Here is a 17,359-nt window from a genome sequence, read left to right on the forward strand (position 1 = left end):
GTCTTATTCTTTGATTACTAAAAATTAACATCGGCGATGGTGTGCCCCCGAGGACGCTGGATGAATGGAGTATCAGTGTCGGACATTTAGAAATTAACGCTATGTACAGTTTTATTAATCCAAAATAGATAAATGACTGTGCTGTTTTCTATAAAATCTTCAACTTTCTGACTCTGGACAATTGATGAAAATACCATTTTTGAGATTGATTTTTCCTGTTAAAGCAGGACAGCTATCCGTAACAAGTCAGCTAATTTTAACAGTATTAGCTTGTCATATCTGTTCTGAGCATTTTATGTGCAGAAGATTCAGATTCATAAATATTAACTATAAGAACTCGGGAAAGCGCTGGCGTACCAGCGCTTATGATAAACCTGTTTTTAAAGAATAGCCGGAGAATTTAAAAACTTTCCCAGTTTACTTTACTCACATTAGCAGCAATCACATCAGGCATTTTTTGCAATTGTAATTTTTTTCTGATTACCGGCCTGACACTTACCCCGGCATGGGCCTGATTTTTATCAAGGATGAAAGTGGACACCAGTCCTGACAGTGTTTCAGCCTGTTCCTGGAGTGATTTTGAGGCTGAAGAAGCCTCTTCAACCAAAGAGGCGTTCTGCTGGGTGACCTCATCCATCTGCCCGATGGCCAGATGGACCTGCTCGATGCCCTTGCTCTGTTCAGATGTTGCGGCCGCAATCTCATTAACCAGGTCTGCAACTTGCTGAATCGCACTGGTGACGTTCTCTGTGTTACCGCCAACATGCGTTGCCTGCTGAAGCCCTTGTTCGACCTGAGAAACGGAAAGTGAAATCAGGTCCTTTATCTCACGTGCAGCAGTAGAAGAACGCTGCGCCAGATTACGCACCTCAGAGGCAACAACCGCAAACCCTCTTCCATGTTCACCGGCGCGCGCGGCCTCTACCGCAGCATTAAGCGCCAGAATATTGGTCTGGAAAGCAATTCCTTCAATCAGTCCCGTAATTTCAGAAATTTTTGCTGAACTCCCGCGGATATCGGACATGGTTTCCAGCATCCCACTGACTGCGCTCCTGTTCTGACGGGATAAATCATTAGCATTGTTTGCCAGTGTGCTTGCTTCAAAAGCTCCCTCAGCATTCTGCCGAACAGAATCGCTCAGGGTAGCCATGCTTGCAGAAGTCTGTTCCAGCGACGCCGCCTGTTGTTCTGTACGAGATGAAAGATCCTCGTTTCCTGCGGCAATCTGTGTTGACCCCGTACTGACTGAGTGTGCCGCCTGGTTCACCGATAAAAGCGTTGAGGAGACCCTTTTGAGCAGATTGTTAAACGCCGATGCCGTCTTTCCTACTTCATCATTTCTGATCACGGAAGCCACTTGCGTCAGATCAAGGTGGTTGCTGACGTCAGTTATTGTATTTTGAAGATTGTTCAGGCTGCGCTTTATACCCAGAACGATATTGATACAAAATATGCCAAGAACCAGGATAACTCCTGCCGATACAGAGGTCATTATCCAGAACGTCTGAGAATAAATTTTCTTATTAACGACTCGTAGTCCATCACCAATTTGAATATTTAAATCAATTTGTTTAGTGAATTGTGACTCCATTTCTCTCGTGGCAGCACCCACACCTTTGTCCCCCCTGAGTAGAGCCAAGGAAGCTGCATCATCATTATTACTGCCTGAGGCAGCTAAGAACGCGGGTAGGGCAGCACGAACGGCATCAATGTTACGGAATGCCTGCTCAGTCATAGCCTTATCTTCGTCACTGGAGATATCGTTCGCCATGTAATAATCAGTAAGTGACTTCAGTGTGTGAAGCAGGTCGTTGATCCTTTCTTGTGCGGCGTCTTGGTCAGCTTTCGTTAAAGCCGTCTGATGACGGTACAGCGCAATACCCAGCTGATTCGTGGTACTTATGGATTTGTTCAGGTCCTTGATACTCGGTATCGCATTGGCCTGTACATATTCGAATCGCGCCTGGAAGCCCGAAATCACTGCAAGTGAAACGGCAACAATCGATAAGAGAGATACAGCCAACAAAAAAAACGCCATCAATAATCGCTGTGTAATGGTCATATGAGCCCTGGTATAAAAGTTAATAAAAAATCAACAATGTATTATCGACGTAATCTCAACAGGCTTTAATAGATTATTTTTTCAATATCTACTGAGAGAGGCTTGATGTTTATTAAAGATCCGCTAAGCAGGTTACTATTCTGTTGTGTTATCTGACACCGAGCGGCAGATTTTGGCTTCCATCCTTCAGCAGATAAACTGGAGCTATACCATGCTGCGATATACATACGTAAACTCTGTCTGAAGTACGACCTCCGCTTCTGCGCATGTTAAATTCCCACTTTCATAGTCATGACCGATAAACACATGCTTAGAAAACAATGTTCAATGTAGTCAACATTTAAGCTACATCGAACAGCGTGATCATGGCTGTTCGAGGATTGCGGATGGAGGGAATTTTCGCAACGCAAAAAATCAATAAGTTCTCCTTTATGTTTCATCGTGTAAATTTGGCTTGTTCTTTACCAGTAACATCTTACTTTCATTAGGTACGTTTCAAACATATCAACTGAAGAGGAATATTTATGACTACGCATCATTTTCTTAAAGTAATTGAGATTTTGGGAGTTGTGATTTTCGCTCTGTTATTAGCCTGCCTGGCAGTTACCGGGACTCTGTCATCTTTAGGCATTGATCATTCCTGGGCATACCCGCACAGATAACTGACTTTTGCACTAGGGAAATTGAGAGCGCGATAAAAAGATATAAGACCCTGTGTTCATGTATTACGAAGGGTGAGGCCATGTTGCTCAAATAGGAAATTGAATTCATCAGGAAAAGATGTGTTCGGCGGCTATAACCTGTTGAATTTCATTAGGTTCAGCCAGGATAAACGTAGCCTTCCCCATAACAGGCGGGCATACATATGTTTTGCCGAATTCAGTTTATGTATCATCAGATATTGCAGCGCTTTTCTGACACCTGAGTGTGTTAAACGAAAACCAGAACGCAAGTAATAGAAAACTAAAAGACAAATAAATGCTAGAGAAACCATTGTCCGGTAAGGCACTGGCTTAATCTGAGGGTATCGACCCTAATGAACCGCTTCCGGTCATGACCGCCGTAATCAACAATCCAGAGTCATCAGCGACAGGTAAAGCACGCTTTGCCGAACTGAAGCTTAAGATTTTCATCAGTCGTGCTCTGTAATAACAGGTCCGATTATGCGCTTAAGGCATATCTTCGTGAAATGACTGACGTCATTCTAGGATATCTATAATGACCCAATGATATTTATAGCCGGATCCGGACACATCTGAAGTTCAAACCAAACTTACTGGCAGGTGATGTCAGACTTGCGGTTAGCTATGAAAGTCACTCCGGCCTAAATGAAATCATATGGAGAGAGACCAATGAAAGCAGTACTTGAAGCAGGTTGCGTTGCCCTGGTTATTGACTCAGTAAATCCTGAAAATATCGGTAAATCTGTCACATTAATCAGTTGGTGCGCGGCTGGAGAGCTGTTTAATGCACCTGACGGTACCTGCGGAAGAATGCCTGCAAACACAGGTGGGTGGCTATGCGCAGGTGAAATTGTGTGTGGTGGAAAAATGTCCGTCTCGATGCGGGATTTCAGACGTTATGGATGGTGCGTTTTCCCACCTCAATACCTCATGCCAATGAACGGCGACCCTTTTTGGCATCTTTATGACGGTCATAAGGAGCTGTATAATACCTGATACGCGGGAAATACTGAAAGCGACAAACTGTTGAAAATGCAATCAAGCTATAAGATCCTCACACTTTATCAGTAGTGGTGATGCAACGATCGACAGAATGCACTGATAGAACGACTTGCAGCAGAACCAGGCAGAAGAGATTACAACAATAGTAAAACTCACAAAAATGAAGCGGGTCGTAAAAGCTCACGACAGGATCAGTGAATTAACATTACAGCCCATTAACCATCACATATTAAAGCTCAAAGAATCTATCCGTATACAGGTTGAGGGGTATACTTTCGCATTAGTTCTGGAGGAAAGGTGCGGAATAAAATCTATAAAAAAATGCTCTTAAAGAAAATGTTTCGGGCGAATCACTTAAATACACAGCATGGCCTCTGACATATTACTTGTAAGGTCGAGAGTAAAGCGGACAGAGCACTGCCATCAACAGTTAGTGTTTGCCCCTCAGTAGTCAGGTGAAGGCACTTTGTAGTTGCTATAAATCAATGAGAAAGTTATTAGATATTACTGATATGGTATGTTTAAATATGTTGTTAAAAACAACAAATGCAGTGTATCATGCTTTTAATTGGTGAAAATTTTGTGCGTTTCTGCACTATATGTCTTATTTCCCACTAGTTAAGAACTTTCTTGGTTTAAGATTTGTCTTAGTAGTTCGTTTGGCATTTTTGGAGTAAGGGGTATTGAAAAACATAAGAAGAAAGACATGGATAATGGTTTTTTTATTTTGTGTTTTATTTTGGGGGGTGGTATTTACCGCTATCTCATTCGCCAATGAGAACGGTAAGAATAAACCAGTAGCCCAAGTGAATGGGCCCACTAAGCTCGTTGATATACAAAAAATAAAGCAACTTAAGCTCAATGATAAGCAAAAGAAATTTATCGAATCGCTTATTGAACCCGCTGATAAAAAATCAGATTAACTTCTAAGCCGCGTTGCGGCTTTTTTCGTGTACATTGTAAGTGCTGGCACACTCGTTCTGATTCCCCAACGATACCAGCGAGTAACAGCCTCCGATTGTTGCTGCGGGAGAACATTGTTTGAGGCATAGGAAATCCGTGGCGGGGAAGTATGCCGCTAAAGAAAGGTCGAACGAACCTTCGCTGTCAAAATTTAACTGGCGCAGTTTTGCCGTGCCGTTGAGACTGGCCACAGAGTAGCGGTTGACCGGGCGCCGTCACAGTCGGGATGATGCCTCAATCGACAGCGGGGATTTCTTCTGCAGGTGGTGAGGTCAGTTCTTATATCTTCCGGTAGTCTCTTCGCTTTTTCCGCTGTTATTTTTACTCCCTAGAGTGTCGTGTCCGCTGAAACTGGCAATGTTAGAGGGGGGCGTTTAAGGCCTGAGGCTGGCCAGTACCGTGTACATTGCCCTGACTTTTCGGTTGGGCCTTCCCGCTCCATCTGATGCAGTACCGTCTGCATCTCATCTCGCGACGCATAAGCTGCTCTCATAACATGTAGATATCGTATTGCAGTCAGAGTTAACAGCGTATGTTCAGGCGTACATTGTTGGTCACGTTATATATGTGGCGATGATAGCGCTCTCAGCCAGAACCTCGTGGTCAGTGCGCGGCAGAAGGGTAAAAGTTAATAATTCGAAAGATGCTGTGGGCGCTCGTGATCATCTGGCACTAGCGACATATCATAACTTTGATGCATAATCGTTTTTATTAGCTAAAGCGGTTTAGCACAGATCGAGAGGAATGACGATGACGCGTGTTTGGTGTCTGGGCGATGCGGTAGTTGATTTATTACCTGATACGGATGGGCGCTTGCTGCAGTGTCCGGGCGGCGCGCCCGCAAATGTAGCGGTAGGTGTTGCACGCCTTCGCGGTAACAGTGGCTTTATTGGGAGAGTAGGAAGCGATCCCTTCGGACAGTTTATGAAAAAGACATTGCAGCAGGAGAATGTTGATGTCTCTTACATGCGAACAGACCCTGCGCAGCGTACCTCAACGGTCTTGGTATCGCTGGACAGCGCGGGAGAACGCACATTCACCTTTATGGTTCGACCCGGTGCAGACCTGTTCCTTGAAATTGATGACCTTCCCGATTTTCAACCTTCAGAGTGGCTGCACTGTTGCTCAATCGCGCTGCTGAAAGAGCCTTCAAGAACAGCTACGCTCACCGCCATGCAGCGTATACGGGATTCTGGGGGCTTTGTCAGTTTTGACCCCAATATACGTCTGGATCTGTGGCCTGAGAAAGCGGCGCTCCGACATTGCATTGATCAGGCGCTACAACTGGCGAATGTGGTGAAACTCTCTGAAGAGGAGCTGATATATATAACGGGTTGCACGGAGGTGGATGCTGGTATTGCGCTTCTAGCGAAGCGCTTACCGGTTACCTTACTGCTGGTAACCCAAGGTAGCGCCGGCGTGCGCGGCTGGCACAATGGTACGCTCACTCACCATCCCGCTAAAGCGGTCAACAGCGTGGACACCACAGGAGCAGGCGACGCTTTTGTTGCCGGCCTGTTATGGGGACTGGCGCAGTATGGCATGCCTGCTGATGGTGATCAGCTTACCGATCGTCTGCTGTGTGCTCAGATCTGTGGCGCGCTGGCGACTATGGCCAAAGGAGCTATGACGGCTCTGCCTGACTATCATCAACTCCAGGATCACCTCTCCCGATAGATCTACCCCTTCATGTTTTGCGACTTACTTCACATCAACTAAATCGGTTTAGCAAAATTCGTTGCGCTTACAAAATTGGGGCGACTATGATGCAGGGCCTAAACCGGTTTAGCAACATTACAAATAGTTGATGACAGCCTTTCCTCTGGGATGCAAAACAGTGAATAAAACTCTAATTGCTTTAACCCTTAGTACGTTATTTGCTGCTGACTCAGCATGGGCGGCGCCCGATACCCAGAGTATCGAAGCACGCTTAGCGGCAATGGAAAAAAGACTGGCCGCGGCTGAACAGCGTGCCAGTGCAGCGGAATACCGTGCGCAGGAAGCGGAAAACCAGGTACAAAAGCTCGCCACTGCACAGCAGCAGAACCCTGGCATTAACGGTAGCGTCGTGCAGCGTCCTGTCAGACCGGAGCAGAACAAGCCCATCGGAGGTAACAGCGGAGAAGGTGAATTTGAATTTCATGGATACGCCCGCTCCGGGTTGCTGATGAACAGCTCTGCTGCAAAAACGCAGGGCGGTCCCACCGTTACCCCAGCGGGTGAGACCGGCGGTCACACTGGCCGTCTTGGCAATGAGCCGGATACCTACGTTGAACTCAATCTCGAACACAAGCAGGTCCTGGCCAACGGTGCCACTACCCGTTTCAAAGCGATGCTGGCCGATGGTCAGCGAACCTATAACGACTGGAGTGCTGCCAGCAGCGATCTCAATGTGCGGCAGGCGTTTGTGGAACTTGGTCAATTACCCACGTTTACCGGTGCGTTCAAAGACAGCACTGTCTGGGCTGGTAAGCGCTTTGACCGTGACAACTTCGACATTCACTGGATCGACTCCGACGTGGTGTTTCTCGCCGGCACCGGCGCGGGCATCTATGACGTGAAGTGGGCCGATGAAGTGCGCAGCAATCTGTCAGTTTACGGGCGCACTTTTGGTGATATCGAAAACAACGAGAATACCGCGCAAAACTATATTCTGACGTTGAATAACTTTGTTGGCCCGCTGCAGCTGATGGTGAGTGGGATGCGCGCAAAAGATAACAATGCACGTAGTGACATTGATGGGAACCGCGTTAAAGGCGATGCGGCAAACAGTGGTTTGCATGGATTGATCGGCCTGCGCAGCGACAGCTTCTATGGCCTGCGTGAAGGCTCAGCAAAAACGGCGCTGCTTTACGGCCATGGACTGGGTGCCGAAGTAAAAACTATAGGTGCCGATGGGGCACTCCTGCCGGAAGCGGATACCTGGCGCCTTGCCAGCTTCGGAATGACGCCGCTCGGTGGCGGCTGGCATATCGCCCCGGCGCTGCTGGCGCAGAGCAGTAAAGATCGATACGTCAGAGGCGACAGCTATGAGTGGGCTACCGCCAACCTGAGGCTGATACAGGAGATCACGCAGAATTTCGAAATGCAGTATGAGGGCTCTTACCAGTATATGGACCTGCGCCCTGAAGGCTACAACAACCGCAGTGCTGTCAGCGGTAACTTCTATAAACTTACCGTGGCGCCAACGCTGAAAGCTGGTGACGTGGGTGAATTTCTGAAACGCCCGGAAATCCGCCTGTTCGCCAGCTGGATGGACTGGGATCACCGCCTGGACAACTACGCAAGCGATGATGCCTTTGGCAGTAGCGGCTTCAGCGCCGGTGGCGAGTGGAACTTCGGCGTGCAGATGGAAACCTGGTTCTGATTATGCGGCCCCCCCCGGGGCCATGTTTCTCACTGATGGCATAAAAACGAAAAACTGAGGTCATAATGGATTTTGAACACATCTCCCGCGCGCTACTGCCGCTGCTCGGGGGTCGGGAGAATATTGCCAGTGCAGCACACTGTGCAACACGACTGCGACTGGTACTGTCAGACGATGCAAAAGCGGATACCGTCGCGATCGGCAAAATAGAAGGTGTGAAGGGATGTTTTCGCAATGCAGGACAGCTGCAGGTGATCTTTGGCACTGGCGTGGTGAACAAAGTCTATGCTGCCTTTATTCGCGAAGCCGGTATCAGCGAAGCCAGCAAGTCAGAAGCCGCTGACATCGCCGCGCGTAAACTTAATCCTTTCCAGCGTATTGCGCGTCTGCTGTCGAATATTTTTGTACCCATTATTCCGGCTATTGTGGCATCTGGCCTGCTGATGGGCCTGCTGGGAATGGTAAAAACCTACGGTTGGGTGAATCCTGATAATGCGCTTTATATCATGCTGGATATGTGCAGCTCAGCAGCCTTTATCATTCTTCCTGTCCTGATTGGCTTCACCGCCGCGCGCGAGTTTGGAGGCAACCCGTTCCTCGGCGCTACGCTGGGTGGCATCCTGACTCACCCGGCGCTGACAAACGCCTGGGGCGTGGCTGCCGGATTCCACACCATGAATTTCTTCGGTATAGAAGTGGCGATGATTGGGTATCAGGGCACCGTATTCCCGGTACTGCTGGCAGTGTGGTTTATGAGCGTATTGGAGAAACAGTTGCGCCGGGTCATCCCGGATGCGCTGGATCTGATTCTGACGCCATTCATGACGGTGATTATTTCCGGCTTTGTTGCGCTGCTGGTCATCGGCCCGGCGGGGCGTTTACTGGGGGATGGTATTTCTTTTGTGCTCAGCACACTGATTGCTCATGCTGGCTGGATGGCAGGATTACTGTTTGGCGGTCTTTACTCGGTGATTGTCATTACGGGTGTGCATCACAGCTTCCACGCGATTGAAGCCGGCTTACTCGGTAACCCCTCAATTGGCGTAAACTTTTTGCTGCCGATCTGGGCAATGGCCAACGTGGCACAAGGGGGTGCCTGCCTGGCGGTATGGTTCAAGACCAAAGACGTGAAGATTAAAGCTATTTCATTGCCATCCGGTTTCTCCGCGCTCCTGGGCATTACGGAAGCAGCCATTTTCGGTATTAATCTGCGCTTTATGAAGCCATTTATTGCTGGACTGGTAGGCGGTGCACTGGGCGGAGCCTGGGTGGTTTCCGTAAATGTTTCAATGACCGCAGTGGGGCTAACCGGCATTCCGGGTCTGGCCATCGTACAGGCAAGCTCAATGCTCAATTACGCCATAGGAATGGTTATCGCGTTCAGCGCCGCGTTTATCCTATCTTTACTGCTCAAATACAAAACGGACGCAGACTAATGGACTCCTCAGCATTGCTCCCCGCCATCCTGCATGCCGTGATGCGCGGTCAGCCAAAAGCGATTAGCGACTCGTACTATCCCGGCTTTCATCTTGCCCCGGTGACCGGGTTACTCAACGACCCGAATGGGTTCATCCACTTCGCAGGACGCTACCATCTGTTCTATCAGTGGAATGCGCTGGGCTGTCAGCATCAACATAAGTGCTGGGGCCACTGGAGCTCCGGCGATCTGGTTCACTGGAAGCATGAGCCAATTGCGCTGATGCCCGATCAAGAGTATGACCGAAGCGGCTGTTACTCCGGGAGCGCCGTCGATAATAGTGGCGTGCTGACGCTTATCTACACTGGTAACGTCAAGTTTGACGACGGTTCACGCACTGCCTGGCAGTGTCTGGCCGTGCAAAATGAAACGGGCTGTTTTGATAAGCTGGGGCCGGTTATCCCGCTACCGGCGGGTTATACAGGCCATGTCCGCGATCCAAAAGTCTGGCAGCATGCTGGTCAGTGGTATATGGTGCTGGGCGCACAAAATAACCGGAAACAGGGAACAGTACTGCTGCTACGCTCTGCGGATTTACTTCACTGGCACAATCTGGGTGAGATCGCAGGCAGCGGGCTGAACGGACTAACGGATGCCGGGTACATGTGGGAGTGCCCTGATATGTTTAGCCTTGATGACACGACTTTCCTTATTAGCTGCCCGCAGGGCATTAAGCGTGAGGAACACCGTTTTCTTAACGCGCATCCTTGTACGTGGACCGGCGGCACTCTCGATTATGCAGCGGCCAGTTATACCCATGGACCACTGAATGAACTGGATTCAGGTTTTGAGTTCTATGCGCCACAGACCACGCTGAGCACTGACGGGCGGCGCCTGCTGATTGGCTGGATGGGCGTGCCGGATGGTGAAGAGATGCGCCAGCCCACTATCGCGAATGGCTGGGTCCATCAGATGACCTGTGTTCGACAGCTCGGGACGCGGGAGGGGCGCCTCCTGCAGCGGCCGATAGAAGAACTGAAGGTGTTGCGCGGCGAGGAACATTACTTCCAGGGGCGGGCAGCGGAGGCGCCGGTGATTAGCGCGCAGCGCCTTGAGATAATGATTGCGGCACAGGGTAAAATCACGCTGGATTTTTCCGGCACCTTGCAGTTGAAATGGCACGAGGAAGGATTACGCCTTGCCCGGCGCAGCCTTGAAAGCGGTGAGTGGCAATATAGATACTGGCGGGGCGCCGTCAGCAATTTGCAGATTTTGTGTGACCATTCCAGCGTAGAGATCTTTATCAACGATGGAGAAAGCGTAATGAGCAGCCGATACTTTCCTGCGCAGGCGGCGCAATTAACCCTGAGCGGAGACGCAGAAGTAGAAGCCCGATACTGGCCGTTGCGTCACACCGTGATAGAATAAGTCATTGTTTCATTGACTGATGCATTGACGTGAGAAAAACAAAACGCGTTACCATTGCTGATATTGCTTCGCTGGCGGGCGTTTCTAAAGCGACTGCCAGCCTGGTGCTAAACGGGCGGGGCAAAGAGCTACGTGTAGCAAAAGAGACGCGGGAGCGTGTGCTTATGCTCGCGCGCGAACATCATTATCAGGCCAGCATCCATGCGCGGATGTTACGTGATAATCGCAGCCACACATTGGGGCTGGTGGTGCCCGAAATAACCAACCATGGCTTTGCGGTTTTTTCTCATGCGCTGGAAAACCTGTGTCGCGAGGCGGGCTTACAGCTACTTATTTCCTGTACGGATGAAAATGCTGGTCAGGAGCGGGTCGTGGTGGATAATTTAGTGGCGCGACAGGTCGACGGACTGATTGTGGCGTCTAGCATGCTCAGCGACAGCGATTACGTGAAACTGAGCGAGCAGCTCCCGATCGTGTTGTTTGACCGCTATATGGGTGATACACAGCTACCACTGGTAGTGACGGAAGCTGTAACGCCAACTGCAGATCTGGTCGAGCGGCTGGCCCGTACTAACCCCGATGAGATCTATTTTATAGGCGGACAGCCTCGTCTTTCACCTACCAAAGACCGTCTTGCTGGCTTTAAGCAGGGGCTGGAGAGAGCAGGGATCACGCCGCGCCCGGAGTGGATCATCAACGGCAACTACCATCCCAGCAGCGGCTATGAGATGTTCGCCGCGCTCTGTGCCCAACTGGGGCGTCCTCCTAAAGCTATATTCACCGCTGCCTGCGGCCTGATGGAAGGGGTGCTGCGCTACATGAGTCAGCACCACTTACTTGACTGTGATATCCGCGTGGCCAGCTTTGACGACCACTATCTCTATGACTCGCTTTCTATCGATATTGATACCGTTAAGCAGGATATTCCTCGTCTGGCGCAGGAATGCTTTTCTCTGGTAACGGCGCTTATTGCTGGCGAGGAGCCTGACTTTACCCGACGTTTTCTTACTGCGACATTGTGTTTACGTCACTACCAAACCAATTAAAGTGCGCGGTTTGTGCCTAAAGATAGGGGTACAACGCTGCTTAAACTTTCATTTTTGCGACCGTTAAACTGATTTCACTCTGGTGTACAGGCCGTTTTTTACCTACCGACTGTTCAGGCTAATTTTTTCCAGCAGCTGCTCTGCACCCTTGTCTACCCCCGTTTCTGCCGCACTCATTGAACCGAATGTAGCACCCACGTTCATGGCGTTAGGATACTGCTCCGCTACGTAGGCAAGGAGAAGCTCGCCCGTAGCGTCGTCTTTTACTTCAACGGCATAGTTAACGTACCCGCTCATCAGTCCGCGCCCGCCTCGCACAGACTGAACGATGTTATACGGCCCGCCGGCAAGGTCGAATTTAGTAAAGGTGCCCACAACCTGTGGCGTGGTCTCCGCGCCGGTCAGCGACAGCTTCAGGCGGAGTGAGGGAGCAGTGCCGGCACTGGCGTTGACTGTAAACTTCTGCGCCAGCCCCTCTGCAAACTTCTTCTGCATATAGTCGGCCAGATTTCGCCGATCTTCCTGTGAAAGGTCATTAAACTGCGCGTCGCTGCCGCCATAGATTTCTATGGGGTCCAGTATGATGTTGCGGTATTTACTCCAGTCAACGGGGATGGCGTAGCGAAAGGGGATTCGGTCGCTGTCGTCAGCCGTGTTGGGCGTCATTCGGGACGTGGCCCCGATGCCGGTATACTTTACTGGTGAAGTGGAAGAACACCCCGCAGCGGTAATGACGGCGGTCAGAATAAGCGCGTGCGAAAGCTGTTGTGTCAGACGAACCATAAAATCTCCGGTAAGTTTTTTTCATAAATGAACTGTACGGTATAGTTAATGGAGTTTATTATGACTCTGTCAAGAAAATGTTTCAGTTCGTGTCTGTAACTTTCAGAAGAGGAGCGCGGCATGCTTTACATTTACCCGGATCTTTCGTCTTCAGACATCAGCTACGGTTCACGAGCCCGGCAGGTGATCAGGCCGGCGAGGAGTGAGGAATGGCCGGCACCTGAATTCAAAGAGAACGATGAAAGCGGCGGCTTTATCTGGAGTCTGCCTCTCCGCTATTCCGGCCTGCCGGTGCGGCGAAGGTTGATAAGAATGATGCTGGCACTGCAGAAGTGTGGAGACGCTATGGGCAGAGATGATTCCCGGAACCGGTACTCCTTTACACCAGCAGCGGACTATGCGCGCAGCGTTATTGATACGGCGATGCTGCGCGGAGAGTTGCGTTGCCGCCCCTCCGGTGAAATGGCGCGCGACTACCTGGCGCAGGCGGAGGCACTAATGAAAGTAATGAACGGCACTCATCAGCACAAGTCGCTGCTCCGTAAAGAAGTCAGGCGAAGAACGGCTGATTTTCTGCGGCGTTACGCGGCGGGAGCAGAGGCATGAAGGTGTTACTTATCAGAGCTGCTCTGGTACTTGTTTTTATGGCTGGTGGCTTCCTCACCGAATATGGCATCCGTTTTGCCTGATGAATGAGTGGCTGTCAGCGAATGACCTGGAGAATCTGTCGCCCCGGCAATGGTTCTCGAAAAGGGTCATGTTCCTGACCGGGGCGTGCACCTTGCTACGGGCCGTATCCCGCCTCCGGGAGATGAATCGCCTTTGCCGGCCCGTGCAGCGTCGGGCACGGTATTATGCCGTAAGAGAGTAGGGGGCCGTCAGGGCCGTTGCGAATATTTCCGGGGACAGAATGCCTTGCAGTCAATGCGCTGTGCGCGCTGACTATGCTGGTTCTCAGTAACGTCACCCTTATATGAATGCTATACGCACTATCAGTATGGTAATCACGGGTATGGCCTGCAGAAGGCTTCAGCGACTTTAAAAGGGGAGGATCCAATGGTAGAAAAGCTGTCGGGAATCAGAGGTGACACATCCTGGATGGACTGGGGCATGATAAGTATCCTGATTTTATTTGGCACTCTTACTGCAACCGTCATGATTATGTGGTGGCGCGTAATAAGTAATATATCCGAAGTCATCCGTATCAGGCGCCTGAAAGCCAGTCGCGGGCGAAAATATGCTGAAGGTGCCTGGGGAACCCGCCAGAATTCACTGATAACGCTGCTTCTCGCAGAAATTCTGGTGGCTCTGGCCATCAGCGGTCTGATTGTACTCATGCTGGCGGGCGCGTCATTTTAGCTGCTAACAGTCAGCATTAAAAAACCCGCCTGGAGGGCGGGCTGATAAGGTTCAGATGTGGCTGCCGATGGAAAGACACCCGGAGAGCATCATCACGGCTATACCCGTAACGAGACTGTAAACAAGACTCATGTCAGCTCCTCAGAATAACGAAACGCAGCCGCTCAGTAAAAGCGAACTCAAGGCCAGGACGGCCACCACTACAAAGCGATATGACATCGTTGCACCCTCATAAGTAAACTGTACGTATCAGTTTACTTATGCCTTATGATTAGTCAATCACTTATGTTAAAAATTAAGCCAGTCTGACGTTATCAGCGAGGGGAGGCGCCCGCTACGAAGATCTCCACAGCGCTTTTCACCATCGTGATGATGTCGCTGCGCGTATACACCGGCATACTATGCAGGAGAAAAATTTCATCAGCCTCGGCCCTGACCAGTGCAGAAAATTGTTTTGCCCTGAGATCTGGCTGGGCGGGCAGCAGGTCGCCGGCTTCAATGTGGTGCTCCATCAGTGCCGCCAGAGCGTTCATGCTTTCACGGACGCCGGACTCATGGAAAATATCTCCGATGTCCGAGTGACCTGCCTCGCCGATTACCATGCGATACAGCTGTAATCCCTTCCAGTCCGACGTCATGGCACCCAGCATGCCTTCACCAAAGCGCTGCAGCCTGTCAGATAAAGGGAGATGACGATTTTTATGACTGTATATATCGTCTGCCGCCCGTGTCAGAAAATTGGTGCCGTAGGTCCTGACAACGGCTTCAAGGAGACTTTCTTTGGAGGAAAAGTAATTATAAAGCGTGGCTTTGGAGCACCCTGCAGTTCTTGCTACAGCCTCCATGGAGGCACGCTCGTAGCCCTGCTCGAGAAAAACGGTCGTGGCCGCATTCAGAATGTCAGTTCGTTTCTGTTCAGTCAGCGTTCGCATGTTAATTCTCCCTGTTTAGATTTTTATTTTAACAGAACCGTATAGTTCATTAAACGTGTACATTTTTTAGTTTAAAAACAAGGACGGCAGAATTAGTTTTTCAAGACAAGGTTATGCAAAGCCGTTTTAAACCCCCTTTGAAAATTCTTAGGGTCAGCAGGGATTGTGCATATTCAAAAATCTGGCTGAACTGATCCTTTGTTAAGCTTCTCGCTGGCTAGAATATGCTTTAATAAGCAGCATCCACCGCAGTCACTCAGTTAAATTAATATTCCTGCTCTTTTTTAGCCGGTCGAAAATATCGAGACACCCAGCATCGAGGTGGGTTGCTAGTTGCCTGTCGAGAATGTCCCTAATTACTCTAAGCCGGTTAACTTCTTTTATAGTAAAAGCCCACTTCAGAAGCCACTATATCGGGATCTTCAATAGGGAGCCTGAAGCTGCCAAGTGAGTCTTGCATATTTTTATAAATTCATTAATTAACTGGGTATACATAATTTCGCTAAGCGAATGTTATTTTGAAAACTGCAGGTTATTCTATACATCAAATTCGGTTGTTATATGTCAACTACAATAAATCGATCCGCCCGGGATCCCTTTTGGATCGGTTTTCCGGCTTTTCTCGCGTATACGGAGAATAACCCGGACGGCGTGGAATAAAAAGCGGGGCAATCGCAGGCGCCTCCAGTGTAAAAAGTCACGTAACCCTCTGATGGTAAATCGAAGTTACGCCAGATGGCCCAGCGGCGATTACACCAAGCACTCTACCCTCCATGCCTAGTGAGAACGGGATAATGCAAAATCACTCCGGAAGAGAGAGAAGGCTGACGTCAAAATGATCAGGCATCTTCCCGGTAGCAGAGGAGATGTTGCTGATCAGCTTCTGATCCACGACGGAAGCCTGCTCCATGTTCCGGATCCATTGTTTTACGGTAAAATTTTCATTAATGGTAATCATAATATGTATCCCAGTAAGCCGGACCTGAAGGGATTTTTAACCTGCTCAATATATTACTGAATAAATGTAACGTCTTTTCCTCAATTTTCCGGCTGCACCGTAGCCGGAAAAAATCCAGGTAGAGCCTTTTTCGCGTACCCACCGCCTTCGTTTCGCTGATTGACGACCAGCGCCAGTTGTTCTCGTCCCGCTACGGTCTGAACATCACCGGCACCGCCCGCAGCGTCGCCTTCTGCGACCACACGCTGGCGCAGGGGGAGATCCTCTGCGTCCCGGATACCCTGGACGATCCGCGCTTTCGCGACAGCCCGCTGGTGCACGGCTACCCGCACATCCGCTTCTACGCGGGGGTCCCGCTGACTACCCCGGACGGGCACCACATCGGCACCGTGTGCCTGACCGACACGCAGCCGCGGCCGCCGCTCACGGACGCGGATCGGCAGCATCTGGCCGACATTGCCGCGCTGGTGATGGACCGGATGGAGGTCCACCGGCTCGAACTGCTGCGCCACGCCAGCCAGCAGCGGCTGGAGTCCATTTCGGCCACCTCCCCGGACGCCATCATCTGCACCGACCTGCGCCGGGGCATTACCTTCTGGAATCCGGCCGCCACCGCGATGTTTGGTTACGGTCCGGAGGAGATGGCGGGTCAGTACGTGGCCGGGCTTATTCCCGAGCGCTGCCAGACCGACTACCGCAACGAGCTGGAGCGCCTGACGGCCGACGAGGCGGCGATTTCACTGCCGCGCACGCTGCAGATATGGGGGCAGCGGCGCGACGGCCGGGAGTTCCCGGCCGACGTATCGTTCTCGGGCTGGCGGGAAGGCGGCGAACGCCTGGTGGGGATGATCATCCGCGACGTTACCGCCCGGCACGAGAGCGAGGCCCGTCTCTGCGAGCTCGCCTCGCTGGACATGCTGACCCGCCTGGCCAGCCGCGGCGCGTTTATGCAGCAGCTGGGGCAGCTGACGGAGGCCGGCGTGCCGTACACCCTGCTGATGACCGACCTGGACGGCTTCAAGGAGGTCAATGACACGCTCGGACACGCCGCCGGCGACGCGCTGCTCTGTCACGTGGCGGAGCAGATCCGGCTGGTGTGCGCGGACGCGGTCACCGCCGCCCGGCTCGGCGGCGACGAGTTTATCATCCTGCTGCCGGGCGGAAGTGCCGGTGCCGGCCTGACGGCGGAGCGCCTGATTGCCGCCGTGCAGACGCCTTTCAGCTACCACGGTTCACCGGTAGTCGTCGGCGCCAGCACCGGCATTGCCGCCTATCCCGAACACGGAGAGGACGCCTCGTCGGTGATGTCGGCGGCGGACCTGGCGCTCTACCGGGCCAAGGCGTCGGGCAAGGGCTGCA

13 protein-coding genes are annotated in these 17,359 nt (G+C 51.0%); 9 read left to right on the forward strand and 4 right to left on the reverse strand.

Going from position 1 to position 17,359, the window contains the following annotated elements; genetic code table 11:
• Positions 1-400: 400 nt before the first annotated feature.
• Positions 401-2,062, reverse strand: a complete 1,662-nt coding sequence (locus F3J37_RS19310) for a methyl-accepting chemotaxis protein (protein ID WP_034823409.1) — start codon at positions 2,060-2,062, stop codon at positions 401-403.
• A 1,352-nt stretch (positions 2,063-3,414) separates the two neighbouring features.
• Between F3J37_RS19310 and F3J37_RS19315 the strand changes: the two genes are divergently transcribed.
• The 6 genes from F3J37_RS19315 (at position 3,415) to F3J37_RS19340 (ending at position 11,968) form a co-directional block, all read left to right on the forward strand.
• Positions 3,415-3,741, forward strand: coding sequence for a hypothetical protein (locus F3J37_RS19315; protein WP_155287979.1), 327 nt, complete (start codon positions 3,415-3,417; stop codon positions 3,739-3,741).
• 1,719 nt (positions 3,742-5,460) lie between these two features.
• Entirely contained in the window at positions 5,461-6,387 is a 927-nt protein-coding gene (gene cscK, locus F3J37_RS19320; protein WP_034823411.1) for a fructokinase, read from the forward strand.
• 160 nt (positions 6,388-6,547) lie between these two features.
• Positions 6,548-8,077, forward strand: a complete 1,530-nt coding sequence (locus F3J37_RS19325) for a carbohydrate porin (protein WP_166935122.1) — start codon at positions 6,548-6,550, stop codon at positions 8,075-8,077.
• Positions 8,078-8,142: 65 nt separating this feature from the next.
• Positions 8,143-9,513, forward strand: a complete 1,371-nt coding sequence (locus F3J37_RS19330; RefSeq protein ID WP_034823413.1) for a sucrose-specific PTS transporter subunit IIBC — start codon at positions 8,143-8,145, stop codon at positions 9,511-9,513.
• Positions 9,513-10,922, forward strand: coding sequence for a sucrose-6-phosphate hydrolase (locus tag F3J37_RS19335; RefSeq protein ID WP_034823414.1), 1,410 nt, complete (start codon positions 9,513-9,515; stop codon positions 10,920-10,922). The genes F3J37_RS19330 and F3J37_RS19335 overlap by 1 nt, the downstream gene beginning before the upstream one ends.
• 29 nt (positions 10,923-10,951) lie before the next feature.
• Positions 10,952-11,968 carry a substrate-binding domain-containing protein gene (locus tag F3J37_RS19340; protein ID WP_034823415.1) on the forward strand — a complete coding sequence of 339 codons (1,017 nt, stop codon included), beginning with the start codon at positions 10,952-10,954 and terminating at the stop codon, positions 11,966-11,968.
• Between the two features lie 102 nt (positions 11,969-12,070).
• Here the strand turns inward: F3J37_RS19340 and F3J37_RS19345 are convergent, their stop codons facing one another.
• Complete coding sequence (locus F3J37_RS19345) at positions 12,071-12,751, reverse strand: DUF3313 domain-containing protein (RefSeq protein WP_034823416.1); 681 nt, start codon at positions 12,749-12,751, stop codon at positions 12,071-12,073.
• A gap of 120 nt (positions 12,752-12,871) precedes the next feature.
• On the opposite strand from F3J37_RS19345, the gene F3J37_RS19350 reads away from it, so the two are divergent.
• On the forward strand, positions 12,872-13,357 hold the full coding sequence (locus F3J37_RS19350; RefSeq protein WP_034823417.1) for a hypothetical protein: 486 nt from the start codon (positions 12,872-12,874) through the stop codon (positions 13,355-13,357).
• A gap of 450 nt (positions 13,358-13,807) precedes the next feature.
• Positions 13,808-14,110, forward strand: coding sequence for a hypothetical protein (locus tag F3J37_RS19355; RefSeq protein WP_230599080.1), 303 nt, complete (start codon positions 13,808-13,810; stop codon positions 14,108-14,110).
• A gap of 314 nt (positions 14,111-14,424) precedes the next feature.
• On the opposite strand, the gene F3J37_RS19360 is transcribed toward F3J37_RS19355, so the two are convergent.
• Together F3J37_RS19360 and F3J37_RS19365 are read right to left on the reverse strand one after the other, a co-directional pair.
• Positions 14,425-15,042, reverse strand: a complete 618-nt coding sequence (locus F3J37_RS19360; protein ID WP_034823418.1) for a TetR/AcrR family transcriptional regulator — start codon at positions 15,040-15,042, stop codon at positions 14,425-14,427.
• A gap of 802 nt (positions 15,043-15,844) precedes the next feature.
• Complete coding sequence (locus tag F3J37_RS19365) at positions 15,845-16,000, reverse strand: hypothetical protein (protein ID WP_155287980.1); 156 nt, start codon at positions 15,998-16,000, stop codon at positions 15,845-15,847.
• A 176-nt stretch (positions 16,001-16,176) separates the two neighbouring features.
• Here F3J37_RS19365 and F3J37_RS19370 point away from each other — a divergent pair.
• On the forward strand, positions 16,177-17,359 hold a 1,183-nt coding region (locus F3J37_RS19370), incomplete at its 3' end, for a diguanylate cyclase domain-containing protein (protein ID WP_240154135.1).

This window comes from Candidatus Pantoea communis (genome assembly GCF_011752685.1).
GTDB classification, from domain to species: Bacteria; Pseudomonadota; Gammaproteobacteria; order Enterobacterales; family Enterobacteriaceae; genus Pantoea; species Pantoea communis.

Bases quoted from the DNA above. Each gene is read 5' to 3' on its own strand.
- F3J37_RS19310 (WP_034823409.1), bottom strand. From the start codon at position 2,062: ATGACCATTACACAGCGATTATTGATGGCGTTTTTTTTGTTGGCTGTA.
- F3J37_RS19315 (WP_155287979.1), top strand. From the start codon at position 3,415: ATGAAAGCAGTACTTGAAGCAGGTTGCGTTGCCCTGGTTATTGACTCA.
- cscK (WP_034823411.1), top strand. From the start codon at position 5,461: ATGACGCGTGTTTGGTGTCTGGGCGATGCGGTAGTTGATTTATTACCT.
- F3J37_RS19330 (WP_034823413.1), top strand. From the start codon at position 8,143: ATGGATTTTGAACACATCTCCCGCGCGCTACTGCCGCTGCTCGGGGGT.
- F3J37_RS19335 (WP_034823414.1), top strand. From the start codon at position 9,513: ATGGACTCCTCAGCATTGCTCCCCGCCATCCTGCATGCCGTGATGCGC.
- F3J37_RS19345 (WP_034823416.1), bottom strand. From the start codon at position 12,751: ATGGTTCGTCTGACACAACAGCTTTCGCACGCGCTTATTCTGACCGCC.
- F3J37_RS19350 (WP_034823417.1), top strand. From the start codon at position 12,872: ATGCTTTACATTTACCCGGATCTTTCGTCTTCAGACATCAGCTACGGT.
- F3J37_RS19355 (WP_230599080.1), top strand. From the start codon at position 13,808: ATGGTAGAAAAGCTGTCGGGAATCAGAGGTGACACATCCTGGATGGAC.
- F3J37_RS19360 (WP_034823418.1), bottom strand. From the start codon at position 15,042: ATGCGAACGCTGACTGAACAGAAACGAACTGACATTCTGAATGCGGCC.
- F3J37_RS19365 (WP_155287980.1), bottom strand. From the start codon at position 16,000: ATGATTACCATTAATGAAAATTTTACCGTAAAACAATGGATCCGGAAC.